This is a genomic window from Ferrovibrio sp. (assembly GCF_035304305.1).
In the GTDB taxonomy this organism is placed as follows: domain Bacteria; phylum Pseudomonadota; class Alphaproteobacteria; order Ferrovibrionales; family Ferrovibrionaceae; genus Ferrovibrio.
In genome coordinates this window covers 82,218-98,602 of record NZ_DATGQG010000054.1, presented here as the reverse complement: position 1 = coordinate 98,602, position 16,385 = coordinate 82,218, and the positions used below count along the sequence as shown (strand labels likewise).

The following is a 16,385-nucleotide window of genomic DNA, read 5'->3' as shown; positions in this document are numbered from 1 at the left end:
AGAAACACGGGAAAGGAAAAATTGTGGCAGAGAATAGGGGGCGGCCCGGCGGCATGCGGTTCCCGGCTGACCGGGGCGATCTATCTCATCCGGACGGAACGACGGAGCGGCAGATGCGGACGAGTCTTCAGCTGATGATCACGGGTTTGCTGGCGGGACTGCTGGCTCGGGGCGGGCCCGGCCTGGCGCAGGATGTCGAGACCCGCAGCAGCGAGGCCGGGTTGCTGCGCGTCGTGACCGTCGCGAAGGGACTGGAAAATCCCTGGGCGCTGCAGTTCCTGCCCGATGGCCGCATGCTGGTCACCGAACGGCCCGGACGGATCCGGATCGTCGCCAGGGACGGCAGCCTGTCGGCGCCGCTGGCGAACGTGCCGGAGGTTTTCGCCTCGGGCCAGGGCGGCCTGCTGGATCTGCATCTCGATCCGGATTTCGCCTCCAGCCGCAGGCTCTATTTCAGTTATGCCGAGCCGGGCGAAGGCGGCGCCGGCACCGCAATGGCCTCCGCCCGCTTCGCCGAGACGCGGCTGGAGGATGTCACGGTGATCTTCCGGCAGCAGCCGAAAATGTCCGGCGGCAATCATTTCGGCAGCCGCATCGTGGTCGATCGCGGGGGCAGACTGTGGCTCGGGATGGGTGAACGCTTCCGCTTCGATCCGGCGCAGGATCTGCGCACGCATCTCGGGAAGGTGGTGCGGCTGGAAAAGGACGGCAGCGTACCGCCCGACAATCCTTTCGTCGGCCGCGGCGATGCATTGCCGGAAATCTGGTCCTACGGCCACCGCAATATCCAGGGCATGGCGCTGCATCCCGCGACCGGCCAGGTCTGGCTGCATGAGCACGGCGCCCGCGGCGGCGACGAGATCAACATTCCGGAAGCGGGAAGGAATTACGGCTGGCCGGTTATCGCATACGGCGTGCATTACTCGGGGCAGAAGATCGGCATCGGCACCGAGGCGCCCGGCATGGAACAGCCGCTGCTGCACTGGACGCCATCCATCGCGCCGGCCGGTATGGCATTCTATACGGGAGACAGGATCCCGGCCTGGAAGGGCAATCTGTTTGCCGGTTCCCTGGTCTTCCGCAGCATCCAGCGCGTCGTGCTGGACGGTACCCGCGTGGTCGCGCAGGAGCGGATCGAGCTGGGCAGCAATATCCGCGATGTGCGCGACGGACCGGACGGATATCTTTACGCCGTCACGGATTCCTCGAATGGCCGCATCCTGCGGCTGGAGCCGGGCGGCTGATGCTCAGCCCAGTTCGCCGGTCGCGGCGTTGTAGTTGTTGATGATCTTGTGCAGCACGTCGAGCATGTTGCGCTGGATCGGATCCTGGCCGTTGAGGATCAGGGTCAGCGCCACGCGGGTGATGCCGAGCTTGGATGCGACATTGTCCAGCGTGATGCCGCGGGCGCGGCAGGCATAGTTGACGGTGTCGAAGGACCCCTTGTCGAGAAACACGCGGCCCCATTCGTCACGGCCGGTGAGGCGGATCGGCTTGATCTCCGGCGTGGCCGGCCCGGCCTGACGGCGGGGCGCGGCCGGTGCGGCAGCAGCCGGGCGCGGCGCGCTGCCGGAACGTGCCGGCGGCCGCCAGTCGGGATCGCGTTCGAAAACCTCCAGCTGGGGCGCCTGGTCCATCAGATGCTGCAGCATCTTGCGCATGCTGCCGAGGATGTCGTCGGCGCCGCCGTCGCTGCCCGGCGCGTCCCGCAGCAGGCCGCTGATTTCCTCGAGGCGCTTCATGCGGGTGGCGAAGAATTCCCGCGCGCCGAATGGGAGGGCAGCCCGGGTCTCGATCAGGTTCTCGAGATAGCTCTGTTTGACGTCGATTTCGATCTTGAGGATCTTGGCGCGCATCTGCGCCACATAGCGCCGCAGCTCGTCGCGCCGGCCCGTTTTCAGCACCGAGAGACGACCCTCGGCCACTTCGGCGGCCTGGTGGAATTCGTCGACCAGCCCGGAGAACTTGCGGAAGCTGGAAACGGTGGACCGTTTCTCGTCCGGGTCCTCCGTGAACCTGAAGATCTGCATCGCCCGCTGCTCGATCTTCGAGATCAGCTCGTTGGCTTCCTGGTTATGGGCCTGATTGTCCGTCGCGGTGTTCATCGCTCAGAATCTGCCCGCACTTGGTTAGAATGATATTAACATAGCCGTCTAAAACGGGTGACGGAACCGTTCACTTCGCCAAAAGCGATCAGATGACGCCAGTCACGCCGCCTGTCGCAGGCCCTCGCGTTCGACCAGGGTCGCGGTCCGCTCGAGCGCCCGCTCGAAACGATCGAACATCTCGTCGATCTCCGCTTCCTCGATGATCATCGGCGGGCAGAAGGCCATGCTGTCGCCGGCGACGGCGCGCTGGATCAGGCCTTCCTCCTGCGCGAATGCCATGCAGGCGGCACCGACGCCCGCTGCGGGGGCGAAGGCGCGCTTGCTCGCCTTGTCGGCCACCAGTTCGACCGCGCCGATCAGGCCCATGCCGCGCACCTCGCCGACCAGCGGATGTTCGGCGAGCCGCCGCAGCCGGGCTTGGAAGCGCGGCGCCACCCGGTTGACATGGCCGAGAATGTCGCGCTCGCGATAGAGGTCCAGCGCGCGCACCGCCACGGCGGCCGATACCGGATGGCCGCCATAGGTGAAGCCATGGCCGAAAGTGCCGATCCGGCCGGAATTGTCGCGGATCACGTCATAGACCTTCTCCGGCACCAGGACGGCCGAGATCGGCAGATAGGCGCCCGACAGCTGCTTGGCGCAGGAAAGGAAATCCGGCTGATAGTCGAGTGCTTCCGCGCCCCATTGCCGGCCGGTGCGGCCGAAGCCGCAGATCACCTCATCCGAGACGCTGAGGATGTCGTATCTGCGCAGGACGGCCTGCATCGCCGGGAAATAGCCCTGCGGCGGCACGATCACGCCGCCGGCACCCATGATCGGCTCGGCGAAGAAAGCCGCGATGCTGTCGGGGCCTTCCTGCTGGATGAAGGTTTCGAGGTTGCGCGCCAGCCGGGCGACGAAATCCGCCTCGCTCTCGCCGGGCTCGGCAAAGCGGTAATGATGCGGGCAGTCGACATGCCTGATGCGGGCGATCGGCAGGTCGAAATCGCGGTGATTGGCCGGCAGTCCGGTCAGGCTGGCCGTCGCGATTGTGACCCCGTGGTAACCGCGGTTGCGCGACAGGATGGTCTTCTTGTCGGGCTTGCCGCGCGCATTGTTGTAATACCAGATCAGCTTGATCAGCGTGTCGTTGGCGGCCGAGCCGGACTCGGCGAAGAAGACCTTGCCGACCGGCACCGGACTGAGCGCCTTCAGGCGCTCGGCCAGTTCCACCACGGGCGGTGTCGTCTTGTGACCGAAGCCGTGGTAGAAGGGCAGCTTGCGCATCTGCTCGATGGCGGCATCGACCAGCGCCGGCTCGCTGAAGCCCAGCCCCGCGCACCACAGCCCGGCCAGGCCCTCGATATATTCGCGCCCCTGGTCGTCATAGACGTAGATGCCCTTGCCGCGCTCGATCACCAGCGGACCCGCGGTCTCGTGCTTCACCAGGTTGGTATAGGGGTGCAGCACATGGGCGATGTCGCGGGCGGACATCGAATTGGGGATCTGGTTTTTCGGGCTCTGAACGGTCATTGGCGTCCTCCGGGGGGACCGTCAGTAGACGGCGAAAAGCCGCGCCTGTCAAAAAGCGCGCATCTCCGGCTCTGTGCGCCGGGCGGAGGGGCCGCTAGAGTCGCGCCATGACGCAGCCGAACATCACCCTGACCTCACCGGCCGACGGGCTGCTGCTGCAGGGCTACGAATGGCTTCCCGCCGGCACGCCGCGGGCCATCGTGCTGATCGCCCATGGCATGGCCGAGCATGCCGGGCGGTATGCGCGTTTTGCCGCGGCGCTGAACCAGGCGGGATTCGCCGTCTATGCCTTCGACCACCGGGGCCATGGCCATTCGGCGCGCGGCAGCGCCGGGCTGGGCCATTTCGCCGACCGGGACGGCTGGAACCGCGCAGTCGTCGATCTCGCCGCCGCGGGCGAACTGGCGCGGCAGCGCCATCCGGGGCTGAAGCTGCTGCTGTTCGGCCATTCCATGGGATCCTTCATGGCGCAGCAGTTCCTGCATGAATACGGCTCGCGGCTGGCCGGCTGCGTGCTCTGCGCCTCCAGCGGCAAGCCGCCGGCGATTGCCGTGCTCGGCCGCCTGATCGCGCGGCTGGAACGTCTGCGGCTGGGCCGGCGGGGCATCAGCATGCTGATCCACAACATGTCCTTCGGCGCCTTCAACAGGCGCTTCGAACCGTCGCGCACGCCGTTCGACTGGTTGTCGCGGGACGCCGCCGAAGTCGACAAATATGTCGCCGATCCCTTCTGCGGCTTCCCCATCACCGTGCAGTCCTGGATCGATTTCCTCGATGGCCTGGATGCCATGGCGCGGCCGGCGAACCAGGCGCGGATTCCGAAGACGCTGCCGGTGCTGGTGATTGCCGGCACTCACGACCCGGTTTCGGGCGGTGGCAAGGGCCTGCGGCAATTGCTGGAGGCCTATGGGGCGGCAGGTCTGAACCGGGTCGAAAGCCGCTTCTACGACAAGGCCCGCCACGAACTGCTGAACGAGACCAACCGCGATGCGGTGACGGCCGATATCGTGGCCTTCCTGGAGCGCTGTCTGGGAACCGGCTAGCGCGCGCCGGTAACGGTCTCGGCGTCGACGGCGGGCACGGCGTCCAGATTGTCGAAGACGCGATGCAACAGCTCCTTGAGCTGCTGCGCTTCCGTTTCGCTCAGGCCCGCCAGGGCCGTCTTTTCCAGATTCTGCGCCACCGGTGTGAGGCGGGCGCTCAGGTCTTCGCCGGCCGGCGAGATCCGGATTGCGATGGCACGCGCGTCCTCGGTATCGCGGTCACGGGTCACCAGGCCGCCGGCCTCCAGGCTGCTGACGAGCCGTGACAGGGTGGAGATCTCGATGCTGGTGCGGCAGGCGAGTTCGGTGAGCCGCTGGCCGTTGCGCTCGCGCAGGGCGGCCAGCACGCGCCAGTCGGGCAGCGAGATGCCCTCGCGGCGCAGCACGGCACTGAAGCGCGCAGCCATCGCTACGCCGGCGCGATTGATCAGATAGGGAAGATAATCGTCCAACCGCAGCGGCACGCCGGGCTCCGCGGAAGCGGCAGGAGGGGACTGGGCCGCCATGCCTGCCGGATTCGGCATGCCTTACGCGCCGAGCTTTCCGAGCACCGCTTCGATCTTCTGGCGCATCGTCGCGGCGTTGAAGGGCTTGACCATGTAATTGTTCACGCCGGCCTGGATCGCGGTCTTCACCATTTCGGTGTCGCGCTGGCCGGTCGCCATGATGAAGGGCATGCGCTTGGTGAGCGGATTGCTGCGGATTGTCTTCAGCAGGGTCAGTCCGTCCATCCCGTCCATGTTCCAGTCCGAGATGATCAGGTCGAACTTGTTGGAATTCATCGCTGTCAGGGCTTCCGCGCCGTTCTTCGCTTCGACGACGTTCCTGATGCCGATTTCCTGCAGGCAGTAGCGAGCGATGCCGCGCATGCTCATCTGGTCGTCTACGATCAGAACCCGGAGTGTACTGGCCGAAGGCATCTGCCCCTCACATCCTTTCAATCAAGCCGGGCCTTCCTGGCCCGCGCCGCCGCGCCTGATGCGCCCTTGATACCCGCTATCTAGCTTAAAAAACGAGCTTTCTCAACGCTGTTTGCACCGGTTCAGGATCTCGGCCGCGATCTGCCCGATCGCTACCTCTGCCTGTACCCCGCCCATCAGTTTCGCTGCCTTGGGCATGCCGTAGACCAGGCTGGTCGACTCGTCCTGACCGATGGTCTGGGCGCCCGCATCGAGCATCTTCTTGAGCCCCACGGCACCGTCCTTGCCCATGCCGGTCAGGATGACCCCGATCGCATTATGGCCGGCATGCTCGGCGACCGAGCTGAACAGGACGTCGACGGAGGGGCGGTGGCCGGAGACCGGCGGATCATGGTTAAGCTTGGTGTAATAGTGGCCCCCCGAGCGGTGCAGCGTCAGGTGATAGTCGCCCGGAGCAATATATACGTGGCCGGGAAACACCCGGACATTGTCCTTGGCCTCGGTCACCGTGACCGCCGAAAGGCTGTCCAGGCGGGCGGCAAAGCTGCCGGTGAAGCGCGGCGGCATATGCTGGGTGATCAGGATCGGCGGGCTGTCCGGCGGCAGGATGGTGATGACCTCCTTCAGCGCCTCGACACCGCCGGTGGAGGAGCCGATCGCCACGATGATGTCCGTGGAGGTGAAGCCCGGACCCGGCGTCAGCCGCCGGGTCGCCTGGCCTTCGGCCGGCCTGGAACGCGCCACCACGCGGGCGGTCGAGGCGGTCTTGACCTTGGCGATCAGCTCGTGGCGGATCTCCTCCAGCGCATGCTTGATGTCCAGGGTCGGCTTCGGGACGAAGTCGACGGCGCCCATTTCCAGCGCCTGCATGGTGATCGCGGCGCCCTTCTGGGTCAGCGTCGAGACCATCACCACCGGCATCGGCCGCAGCCGCATGATCTTCTCGAGGAAGGAGATGCCGTCCATGTTCGGCATCTCGACGTCCAGCGTGAGCACGTCCGGATTCAGTTCCTTGATCATGCTCCGGGCGATCAGCGGGTCGGGCGCGGCGCCCACCACCTCGATTTCGGGGTCGCTGGACAGTGCGGCGGTCAGCAGCTGGCGGATCAGCGCGCTGTCATCGACGATAAGGACCCGGATTTTCTTGCCAGCCAATGAGGGCCTCACGCGATCTTGCGATGGATGTTGCGGCCGAGCAGCTTGAACCGCTCGGTGATGCCGAACAGGTTTTCCGAATGGCCGATGTAGAGAAAGCCGCCGGGCGCCAGCAGGTTGGCGTAGCGGTCGAACAGCGTGCGCTGGGTGTCCTTGTCGAAGTAGATCACCACGTTGCGGCAGAAGATCACGTCGAACGGGCCCTTCATCGGCCAGGGTTCGATCAGGTTGAGGTATTTGAAGCTGATCAGCGCCCGTGCCTCGGCGCAGAGCCTGACCTTGTCCGGCCCGTGCGGCTCGAAATACTTCGAAGCGATCTCGTGGGGAATGCCTTCCAGCGCGCTGGCATTGTAGACGCCTTCGGCACCGCGCCGCACCATCTCGGTGTCGATGTCGGTCGCGAGGATTCTCGCATCCCACTGTTTGATGTCGGGCATCGCGCGCAGCAGCGTGATGGCGATCGAGTAGGGTTCCTCGCCCGAGGAACAGCCGGCTGACCAGATGCGCAGCCGGCGGCCGCCCGTCGCGGCGCGGGCGCGGATCTCCTGCAGCGCCTGGCCGGCGAGATGCTCGAAATGGTGGTTCTCGCGGAAGAACTTGGTGAGGTTGGTGGTCAGCGCATTCAGCGTGGCGCCGAGTTCCTCACGGCCGGCATCGGAGCCGATGAACTCGATATACTGCCGGAAACTCTGCATGCCGAGGCGGCGCAGCCGCTTGGCCAGCCGGGCATAGACCATGTTGTGCTTGGTCGGCCCGAGCTCGATTCCGGTGCGCTCCTTCAGCATGGCGCGCAGGAAGGCGTAATCCTCGCCCGAAAAGCTGAATTCGCGATCCTCGGGTCCGGGCGCGTCCACAATCCCCTTTTCGAGGCGCGTGCGGATGTCGGCGTTCATCGATCTGTCCGGGCGACCGGGTTCAGGCGGCGCTGGCCTGCTCGGAGGGGCTACTCAGCATCGGGCGGGTGCTGCTGTCGGCGGCTTCCAGCATGCGGCCGGAGAACATCCGCTCCAGGCCGATGAGGCCGACCATGCGCTCGCCGACGGTGATCAGGCCTTCCATGAAGCCGACGCCGTTGACCTGCTCCATGCTCGGCATGGCGCGGATCTCGTCCTCGTTGATCGTGATGATGTCGGAAACCGCGTCGACCAGGATGCCGACAATCCGCGACGCCACCGACACGATGATGACGACGTTGTACTTGTCGGGCTCGGTGCGCGGCATGCCGAAGCGGGCACGCAGGTCGAAAATCGGCACGATGGCGCCGCGCATGTTGATGACGCCGCGGACCACCTCGGGCGTGTTCGGCAGCGGCGTGGTTTCCGACCAGGCGCGGATCTCGCGCACGGCCATGATGTCGACGCCGTATTCCTCGTTGCCAACCGTGAAGGAGACAAGCTGCACGGTACGGCTCGACCGGGCCTGCTGCTCGCTGCTCTGTTCTGCGGCTGTCATTACCTACTCCACCCTTTACGCGCTGGCCTGCAGGGCCGGTGCGGCGAGTTGCCGGTTCTGATTGCCCGGCCGCTGCGTCTCATTCTCGGCAATATGCTTGATTCCCGCAACATCGAGGATGAGCGAGACGCGGCCGTTGCCGAGGATGGTCGCCGCGCCGACGCCGCGGATCGGATCGAAGTTCTCCTCCAGGCTTTTGATCACGACCTGCTGCTGGCCGATGATCTCGTCCACCACCAGGCCCATCTTGGAGCCGTCTTCCAGCTCGACGATGATCACCAGGGCCTTGGTCGGATCGTCGATGCCGTTCTGCACCTTGAAGATGCGGTGCAGGTAGACCAGCGGCACGTATTCGCCGCGGATCCGCAGCACCTCGCTGGAATTCGCCACCATGTTGATCTGGTCCGGCTCCGGCCGCAGGCTTTCCACGATATTGGCCAGCGGCAGGATGTAGGACTGGTCGCCGACCTTGAGCACCATGCCGTCCAGCACCGCCAGCGTCAGCGGCAGGGTCAGGATGAAGGACGAGCCCTGGCCGGGGCGCGACTGGATGTGCACGCGGCCGCCAAGCGACTGGATGTTCTGGCGCACGACGTCCATGCCGACGCCGCGGCCGGAAATGTTCGACACCGTATCGGCGGTGGAGAAGCCCGGCAGGAAGATCAGGTTGTCGATCTCCTCGTTGCTCAGGACCGCATCGGGCGGAATCAGTTTCTTCTCCAGTGCCTTCTTCATCACCTTGTCGCGGTTGATGCCGCGGCCGTCGTCGCTGATCTCGATGACGATGCGGCCGCCGCGCTGGTCGGCCGAGACGTGGATCACGCCTTCCGCCGGCTTGCCGGCGGCGATGCGTTCCTCCGGCGTCTCGATGCCGTGATCGCAGGAATTGCGGATCATGTGGGTCAGCGGATCACCCAGCTGCTCGATCACCGTCTTGTCGATCTCGGTGTTCTCGCCGCTCATGTCGAGGCGGATCTTCTTGTTCGTCGCTACCGCCAGTTCGCGGACCAGGCGGGGCAGGCGCGCAAACACGCTCTTCACCGGCTGGGCGCGCATGGCCATCACGCTTTCCTGCAGGTCGCGGATGTGATGCGACAGCTCGGCGAGGCCGTTGGCCAGTTCGGGATGCTGGTCGGCATGCAGGTGTTCGGTCTGCTGCGCGATCATCGCATGGGTGATCACCAGCTCGCCGACCATGTTGACCAGCTTGTCGACGCGGTCGAGATCGACGCGGATCGAGCGGACGGCCTTGCCACCTTCGGGGGCGGCGCCTTCGGCCTTGGCGCCGGCGGGCTTGGTACCGGCAGGCTTGGCCGCCTCGGCCTTCGGCGCCGTACCGGCCGCCGCAGCCTGCGGCTTGGGTGTGGCAGTAACCGCAGCAGCCGTCGGAGCCGGAGAGGGTTCCGCGGCTTCCGCCTTGGCCGGCGCCTCGCTTGCGGGCGCCGCCGCCTCGGCCGGCGGATTCAGGCAGGTGACCTCGAGCTCGCAGTCATCGAGCACGAATTCGAACACGTCGCGGATCGCCTGCTCGCCCTTGTCGGTCTCGATCTCGAATTCCCACTTGATGTAGGCGCCCTCGGCCTGCATCTGGTCAAAGGGCGGGATCGTGGAGGCGTCGGCGCGGGCGAGGAAGCCGCCCAGTTCGCGCAGTTCGCGGATCAGGATCAGCGGCTCGTTGGCGCGCTGGTACAGCGCGTCGCGCGGCGTGAACTTCACGAGATATTTCAGCAGCGGCGCCTTGGCCGGGGCGGCTGCGGCCGCAGGGGCCGGCTCCGGCTCGGCAGAGGCCGCGGCCGCAATCACGGCATCGGGGCCGCCGGCCGCCAGCTGGGCATCCAGCGCGGCCAGCTCGTCGTCGGCGGCATTGGGATCGGCATTGACGCCGATCGAGGCGGCCAGGGCGATCAGCGCCTTGCGGCCTTCATCCTCATGGTCGGGCGGCAGCTCGGTGTCGTTCTGGGCCGCACGCACGAGATCGGAGAGGATGTCGGCGCAGCGCAGCACCAGCAGCACGGAATCCGGCGTCGGCTCGAGCCGGCCGTCGCGCATCAGGTCGAGAACGGTCTCGAAGATATGGGCGAAGTTGACCAGGCGGTCGAAGCCGAAGGCGCCGGCACCGCCCTTGACGGAATGGATGGCGCGGAAGACGGCGTTCAGCGTGTTAATGTCGCCTTCGCCGGCCTGCAGCGTCATCAGATGGCCTTCCAGGTCGCCGAGCAGTTCCTCGCACTCGGTGAAGAAGGTCTGTCTGAACTGGGCTAAATCATCCATTTCGGCGCGTCTCGCTTCTGCTCCACGGCTTACGGGCTGACTTTCCGGATCACTTCCAGCAGCTTGCCGGGATCGAACGGCTTGACGATCCAGCCGGTCGCGCCGGCGGCGCGGCCTTCCTGCTTCTTCGCCTGGCTGCTTTCGGTGGTCAGAATCAGGACCGGAGTGGCCTTGTTCTTGGGCTTTTTCCGCAGTTCCTTGATGAAGGTGATGCCGTCCATCACCGGCATGTTTATGTCGGTGATGATGACGTCGATGTTATCGTTCGCATCAAGCAGGTCGAGGCCTTCCTGCCCGTTCTCGCCCTGAATCACCTGATAGCCACCCTGCTTCAGCGCGAATTGCAGCATCTGCAGCATGGTCTTGGAATCGTCGACGGTAAGAACCGTTTTGGTCATGTCTCTACCGGCCATTTCATGAGAAACGAGAACAGCCCCAGGTCGTCGAAGGCGGTAACGAAGGCGTCACTGGGCGAGCGGATCACGAAGGGAATGTTGTGCTGCTCCATATGCTGGGCAGCCGAGAGCAGGATCTGGACGCAGGGGGTCGACAGCCGGTCTACGGCCGAGGCGTCGATGACGATCTTGCCGTTGTGACCCAGGGCTTCGTGAAACGTGTGCAGCAGGGGCTCGGCGGCCCGCAGGTCCATGCTCGCAACCAGACCGAGCTGGACGGCATCATCCGTCTTGGTAATCGTAAACGGCTCCATCCGCCTTCCCCCTGAACCCCCGCCGGACGGGAGCTGGCCGCCGCCGTGCCTCCGGCATCCGGCTTGCGGGGCAGCCTAGCCGAGGGTCCCACGGGACGAAAGAGGGATCATGGCGAGGGTTACCAAAAAAGCACGTCCAACCGGGACTTTGCCGCGGATTTCCCGGTCAGGCGTGACCCGGATCGATAGTCATGCGCTGGCGGACCTGCAACGTCTGCTTGAGGTCCTGATAGCGCTGCCGGAGTTCCTGCCGGGTGCCGCCGGCGAGCTGGAACATCATCATGATGGCATCTTCCAGATCGTCGGCGCAGTGGCCGAGCGACTCGATGTCCCCGTCGGCCATCTCGGTCGCTCCGAGATGGCGCAGATAATCGACGATCCAGAGCGAATGAACTGCAAGTTGTGACAGGGACAGGCCCTGGAAGGTGGTTTCGGTGTTGAAACGCTCGGTCAGGCGCGGCCGCGGGGCCGAGAACTGGCCGGCGTCGCGTTCCCGGGGATCGAGGTCCTCCGGTTCCACATCGATAATGGGGTCGGCGGAGAAGAAGGCATCGTCCGGACCGGCATCATCCTGGCCGGCATCGCGATCCGCATAAACGCCCTGGTCCAGATCCACCGGATCGTCCTATCCCGCACTTGAATCGGAAACCGAATCGGCCCGTGCCCGATTCGCTCCGACCTTAGCCGATGCCGATTCGCGGGGTCAAGAAGAACCGCTAGATGCGGGGAGGGGTGCGGTCTGCACCCACCAGTTCTTGTATCGGGTTCTGCTGATTCGGATCAGCCGATCCGGGCGCCGGTCTTGAGCACGACCTTTTCCAGTCCGGCCACCAGCTCGCGCCCGATGGCGCCGCCATCGCCGCTGACCTTCTGGCTCAGCACGACATAGAGCGCATCGATATGCGGCGAAACCACGGCCGAACTGACCTCGAGCTGCCGGTCGAGGCAATGCTCCAGATAGCTGCTGAGATAATGGGTGATGGTGGTGACCAGCGGATAGCCGAAGGTGCCGCCCAGGCCCTTCATGTCCCAGCAGATCCGCAGCATCTTCTTCACGTCCGCGGCATTGTCGAGGCTGGTCTGCTTCAGCGTCTCGAACGCCGCGCGCATGCGTTCCAGATCGGAATCCGCCCACTGGGCATACATCTTATGCCCGAGCACCTGGACGGCGATTTCGGCTTCCTTGAGCGCTTCCTTGTCGACGCCGCCGGCGCCGACCTTCATCTTCAGGTAGTTGGGGGGCGTGACGAATTGTGCGTCACTCGGCGCCTTCTTGCCCGACTGGGGCGCAGCCGCCTTGGTACCCTCGTTCTCAGCCATGCCCGATCACGCTCCCACTCCGCAGCGGCCCTGCCTGCCGCTGTAGCAAACACCCTAGTCATGCCCCTGCGGGGCTGCAAACCAAATCGCCGCGAAAGTCGGTCAGAACAATTCTACCTCGTCCTCGGTCTCGGCCGGCGCCGCTGCGGGAGATTCCGCCGCCGGCGCGCCGAGCAGGTAATGCTGGAAATGCGTGCGCACCTGCTCCAGCGTCTGGCTGGCGACCAGCCCCTCGCCCCAGCCGGCCGCGCGATGGGTCAGCAACGGCGCCCAGCTGCGCCCCGACTGCTCGCGGATGATGTCCTCGACATATTTCAGCGCATTGATCACGTGCTGCTGGCGCTGGCTGCGCAGGTCGTCCGACTGCATCAGCGTCACCACCTCGCCCATCACCGGCGAGCCGGGCAGCTGCCGGCCCAGTTCCACCAGCTTGGCCGCAAAAGCCTGGGAGGTGGCGCTCTGCACCTGCTGCAGGTCCTGGATTTCCTCCTTGATGGCCAGCAGCACGAGGGCAACGAAGTCGAGCAGTTCGCGGGCCGTGGCGGGCGCAATCGTAGCGGACTCCGCCTCGGCCGGCGGCGACGACGGACGCTGGTTCTGCGGCGATGCTGCACTCTCCCCCATAATGCGACTATTTCACAAACCCGGCCGGCTTGCATCCGTCCTGCATGCGTCCGGAAGGGGGCATTCCCATTTCTTAACCTTCCCGGTTTGCCGCCGGTAAGGGATGGTGCGACTTGCGGTGGTGGGAGGCTTTACCGGCGGCAGTATGGCGCCCGGGCAAAAACATGCTAACAAGCTGCAAGGGTGCAGGCTGGGTATATGGATCCGATCGATATCAAAGAGCTCTTGCATCACCATCATCTCTGGTTGAAGGGGATGCCGGGGGGCAAGGCGGCTGATTTTTCCGGTCGCGACCTCAGCGGTGCCGATCTGTCCGGCGCCGATCTGCGGCGCGCCAGCTTCCGCATGACCGTCCTGACCGGGGCCCGGATGGTGGAGGCCCGGCTGGTGCAGTGCGACTTCTTCAAGGCGGACCTGAGCGGTGCGGACCTCTCCGGGGCGGATCTCACGCGGGCCGACCTGCGGGGCGCCGCGCTGGAAAAGGTGAACATGGCCGGCGCCAATCTCACCGGCGCGAATTTCCGCCGCGGCCTGGAGATCGGTTCGGACCCCAGGCAGGCGGTGGAGGTGCTGCGCCAGAACGTCACCGGCGGCAATTTCGCCGGGGCGACGCTGGTGGGCGTCGACGCGCTGGGCGCGGATTTCAGCGGCAGCAATCTGGCCGGCGCCAACCTGCAGGACGCGGCGCTCGCCGATTGCCAGCTGGTGGGGGCCGACCTGTCCGGCGCGGATCTCAGCGGCGCCACGCTGTCGGGCGCCAATCTGGTCGGCGCCGAGCTGAGCGGCGCCAATCTGGCCGGCGCGACCCTGGCCGGGGCCAATCTCACCGATGCCCATCTGCATGGCGTCGACCTCGCCGAGGTCGAGCTGAGCGGCGCCAATGTCGCGATGGCCAACACGGCGCCGGAACCGGCCGCGGCACCAAAGAAGATGAGCGAGGCGGAGATCCGCGCCGCCCTGCAGGCGCATCGCCGCTGGATCGAGACCGGGGCGGGAGCGCGCGCCGATCTGCACGGGCAGGACCTCACCCGATTCGACCTGTCCGGCCTCGATCTCTCGGGCATCAAGCTGCGCGGCGCGGTGCTGCGGCATGCGCGGCTGGCCGGCACCGTGTTCAAATTCGCCGACCTGGCCGGTGCTGATCTGCGCCAGGCGCAGATATCGTCGGCCACCTTCGCCGGTTGCAACCTCGCCGGGGCTGACCTGCGCGGCGCGACATTGGCCGGCAGCCGCTTCGGCCATGCCGAAATCCTGACGCCGAAGGGCGAGCGGACGGGGCGGGTGATTCACACCGATCTCACCGGCGCCCGCCTGGCCGGTGCCGACTGTGCCGATGTCGACTGGGGCGACGCCATCCTGCGGGATGTCAGCGGTCTTGAACCGCCGCCTGCAGGCAGGCCATGATGGTTACGCGATGAATACTACCCCGGGCATCCTGCGACGACCCGCCGCCGATTCCGCCGGCGCGGGTGCGTCTGTCGAACGGCGGCGGTATTTCGATCCCGTTCTGAAGGTGCATGTCGTCCAGGTTTTCCAGGGCGACTTTTTCGTATCCACCCGCGAGGGCGAGATGCTGGCCACCGTGCTGGGCTCCTGCGTCGCCGCCTGCATCCGCGACCCGGTCGCCGGCGTCGGCGGGATGAACCATTTCCTGCTGCCCGACAAGGGCGGCGACACCAGTCCCGACCTGCCGGTCTCGGCCGCCTTGCGCTACGGCAGCTATTCGATGGAGCAGCTGATCAACGGCATCCTCACCGCTGGCGGCCGTCGCGAGCGGCTGGAGGTGAAGATCTTCGGCGGCGCGAACGTGCTTGCCGGCCTGCGCGGCATCGGCCACCAGAATGCCGACTTCATCGAGCGCTTTCTCAAGGCCGAAGGCTTCAGGATCATGGCCGCGGATCTGCGCGGCACGCTGCCGCGCAAGGTGCAGTATTTTCCCTCGTCCGGCGTGGCGCGTGTCAAGCAGATCGAGGATGCCAGCGCCAAGGCCGTGTTCCAGCGCGAGAGCGCGCGGAAGATCACGGCCGTGCAGAGCCAGGCCGGCAGCATCGAGCTGTTCGACTAGGTACGGATCCGCTCGTTATGGCGTATAAGCTGAACAACATTGCCGTGCTGGTGGTCGACAGCAATCCGAACCACATGCAGCTGATCAAGGAGGTGCTGCGTCCGCTGGGCGTGCAGCGCATCGCGGAGGCGATGAACGCCAGGGATGCGCTCAGCTATCTCGAGAACAATGTCGTTGATATCATCTTCACCGAATGGCACATGGACGGCGAGATGGACGGCATCGGCTTCGTCGAGTGGGTGCGCAAGAATCCCGCCTCGCGCAACGTGTTCGTGCCGATCATCATGGTTACGGCGCAGTCGGAGGAGTGGAAGGTGATGAAGGCCCGCGATGCCGGCGTCACCGAATTCCTGGTCAAGCCGTTCACCGCCAAGGCGATGGCCAAGCGCATCACCATGGTGATCGAGTATCCGCGCCAGTTCGTGCGTACCGACGATTTCTTCGGCCCCGACCGGCGGCGCCACAAGGTCTCGACCTATACCGGCGAGGAACGCCGCCGCGATCTGATCGAGAAGGGCGAGCAGCAGATGGACGAAAAGGCCATCGAGAATCTGCTGAGCGAGCTCTAGTCGGTCATACGGTCGTCCCTGCCAATTTCGCCGCGCCGCGCTTTCACGGCGCGGAGTCGCTTTCCGTTACATTCAGTATCGGCTGCATACTTCTGCTGCAGCCCGAGCAGCCGTTTCACCAGGGCCGGATGATGGCCTGGTCACGCATTGTCGGCTTGACGCCGCAGCGGGCAGGGACCAAGATTCTGCCAGTGGCCGGTCTGCGGCTGCTGCGATTCGACGGGAGGTAAGCCGCTCGGCATGAGCGAGGTGATTGCCCTTCACCAGTACCGGCGCCCGGAGGAGGCGGTGACCCGCCCGGCGGGTGCAAAGTCCGCCGAGGGCAGAACGACCGAGCCGCAGGTCTTTTTCGATCGTCGCGAATTCAACCTGATTCTCAATCTCTATGCCCGCATGGTCGGCCAGGGCGAGTGGCGCGACTACGCCATCGGCCATGATCGCGACAGCTGCAGCTTCGCCGTGTTCCGGCGCAGCGCCGACGGCGCGCTCTATCGCATCGTGAAAACGCCGAAGCTGGCGCGCAAGCAGGGCGCCTTCACCATTCTGGCGCAGGGCGGACGCATCGTGCGCCGCGGCAAGGACCTTGCCGTGATGCTGCGCTATTTCGAACCCAAGCGCGAAGCGACGTTCTGAAAAT

The 16,385-nt window shown here is 65.6% G+C and carries 19 protein-coding genes; 6 read left to right on the top strand and 13 right to left on the bottom strand.

The window, feature by feature from the left end; all coding sequences use genetic code 11:
* Positions 1-113: 113 nt before the first annotated feature.
* Complete coding sequence (locus VKZ87_RS06730) at positions 114-1,244, top strand: PQQ-dependent sugar dehydrogenase (RefSeq protein ID WP_324220484.1); 1,131 nt, start codon at positions 114-116, stop codon at positions 1,242-1,244.
* A 3-nt stretch (positions 1,245-1,247) separates the two neighbouring features.
* Here the strand turns inward: VKZ87_RS06730 and VKZ87_RS06725 are convergent, their stop codons facing one another.
* Together VKZ87_RS06725 and VKZ87_RS06720 are read right to left on the bottom strand one after the other, a co-directional pair.
* Entirely contained in the window at positions 1,248-2,105 is an 858-nt protein-coding gene (locus tag VKZ87_RS06725) for a hypothetical protein (RefSeq protein ID WP_324220483.1), read from the bottom strand.
* A gap of 102 nt (positions 2,106-2,207) precedes the next feature.
* Positions 2,208-3,620, bottom strand: a complete 1,413-nt coding sequence (locus VKZ87_RS06720) for an aspartate aminotransferase family protein (protein ID WP_324220482.1) — start codon at positions 3,618-3,620, stop codon at positions 2,208-2,210.
* A 107-nt stretch (positions 3,621-3,727) separates the two neighbouring features.
* On the opposite strand from VKZ87_RS06720, the gene VKZ87_RS06715 reads away from it, so the two are divergent.
* On the top strand, positions 3,728-4,663 hold the full coding sequence (locus tag VKZ87_RS06715; protein WP_324220481.1) for a lysophospholipase: 936 nt from the start codon (positions 3,728-3,730) through the stop codon (positions 4,661-4,663).
* Here VKZ87_RS06715 and VKZ87_RS06710 read toward each other — a convergent pair.
* From VKZ87_RS06710 to VKZ87_RS06660, 11 genes are all read right to left on the bottom strand, one after another.
* Positions 4,660-5,127, bottom strand: coding sequence for a MarR family transcriptional regulator (locus VKZ87_RS06710; protein WP_324220480.1), 468 nt, complete (start codon positions 5,125-5,127; stop codon positions 4,660-4,662). The two genes, VKZ87_RS06715 and VKZ87_RS06710, sit on opposite strands and share 4 nt — an antisense overlap.
* 63 nt (positions 5,128-5,190) lie before the next feature.
* Positions 5,191-5,583: a response regulator gene (locus VKZ87_RS06705; protein WP_324220479.1), complete on the bottom strand. Its 393-nt coding sequence runs from the start codon at positions 5,581-5,583 to the stop codon at positions 5,191-5,193.
* Between the two features lie 102 nt (positions 5,584-5,685).
* Positions 5,686-6,738: a chemotaxis response regulator protein-glutamate methylesterase gene (locus tag VKZ87_RS06700; RefSeq protein ID WP_324220478.1), complete on the bottom strand. Its 1,053-nt coding sequence runs from the start codon at positions 6,736-6,738 to the stop codon at positions 5,686-5,688.
* 8 nt (positions 6,739-6,746) lie between these two features.
* Entirely contained in the window at positions 6,747-7,631 is an 885-nt protein-coding gene (locus VKZ87_RS06695) for a protein-glutamate O-methyltransferase (RefSeq protein ID WP_324220477.1), read from the bottom strand.
* A gap of 22 nt (positions 7,632-7,653) precedes the next feature.
* Positions 7,654-8,190: a chemotaxis protein CheW gene (locus VKZ87_RS06690; RefSeq protein ID WP_324220476.1), complete on the bottom strand. Its 537-nt coding sequence runs from the start codon at positions 8,188-8,190 to the stop codon at positions 7,654-7,656.
* A gap of 15 nt (positions 8,191-8,205) precedes the next feature.
* Positions 8,206-10,461 carry a chemotaxis protein CheA gene (locus VKZ87_RS06685; protein WP_324220475.1) on the bottom strand — a complete coding sequence of 752 codons (2,256 nt, stop codon included), beginning with the start codon at positions 10,459-10,461 and terminating at the stop codon, positions 8,206-8,208.
* A gap of 29 nt (positions 10,462-10,490) precedes the next feature.
* On the bottom strand, positions 10,491-10,859 hold the full coding sequence (locus VKZ87_RS06680) for a response regulator (protein WP_324220474.1): 369 nt from the start codon (positions 10,857-10,859) through the stop codon (positions 10,491-10,493).
* A complete protein-coding gene (locus VKZ87_RS06675) occupies positions 10,856-11,170 on the bottom strand; it encodes an STAS domain-containing protein (protein ID WP_324220473.1) in 315 nt (104 codons plus the stop codon). The genes VKZ87_RS06680 and VKZ87_RS06675 overlap by 4 nt, the downstream gene beginning before the upstream one ends.
* 166 nt (positions 11,171-11,336) lie before the next feature.
* Entirely contained in the window at positions 11,337-11,786 is a 450-nt protein-coding gene (locus tag VKZ87_RS06670) for a hypothetical protein (RefSeq protein WP_324220472.1), read from the bottom strand.
* Positions 11,787-11,950: 164 nt separating this feature from the next.
* Complete coding sequence (locus tag VKZ87_RS06665) at positions 11,951-12,490, bottom strand: hypothetical protein (protein WP_324220471.1); 540 nt, start codon at positions 12,488-12,490, stop codon at positions 11,951-11,953.
* Between the two features lie 102 nt (positions 12,491-12,592).
* Complete coding sequence (locus VKZ87_RS06660) at positions 12,593-13,114, bottom strand: hypothetical protein (protein ID WP_324220470.1); 522 nt, start codon at positions 13,112-13,114, stop codon at positions 12,593-12,595.
* A 198-nt stretch (positions 13,115-13,312) separates the two neighbouring features.
* On the opposite strand from VKZ87_RS06660, the gene VKZ87_RS06655 reads away from it, so the two are divergent.
* The 4 genes from VKZ87_RS06655 to VKZ87_RS06640 all read left to right on the top strand — a co-directional run bounded on the left by VKZ87_RS06655 (position 13,313) and on the right by VKZ87_RS06640 (position 16,381).
* A complete protein-coding gene (locus VKZ87_RS06655) occupies positions 13,313-14,518 on the top strand; it encodes a pentapeptide repeat-containing protein (RefSeq protein ID WP_324220469.1) in 1,206 nt (401 codons plus the stop codon).
* A gap of 10 nt (positions 14,519-14,528) precedes the next feature.
* Positions 14,529-15,179, top strand: coding sequence for a chemoreceptor glutamine deamidase CheD (locus tag VKZ87_RS06650; protein WP_324220468.1), 651 nt, complete (start codon positions 14,529-14,531; stop codon positions 15,177-15,179).
* Between the two features lie 17 nt (positions 15,180-15,196).
* Positions 15,197-15,748, top strand: coding sequence for a response regulator (locus VKZ87_RS06645; RefSeq protein ID WP_324220467.1), 552 nt, complete (start codon positions 15,197-15,199; stop codon positions 15,746-15,748).
* 240 nt (positions 15,749-15,988) lie between these two features.
* The gene (locus VKZ87_RS06640; RefSeq protein WP_324220466.1) at positions 15,989-16,381 is read left to right on the top strand and encodes a DUF2794 domain-containing protein; all 393 of its coding nucleotides are present in this window, start codon (positions 15,989-15,991) and stop codon (positions 16,379-16,381) included.
* Positions 16,382-16,385: the final 4 nt, after the last annotated feature.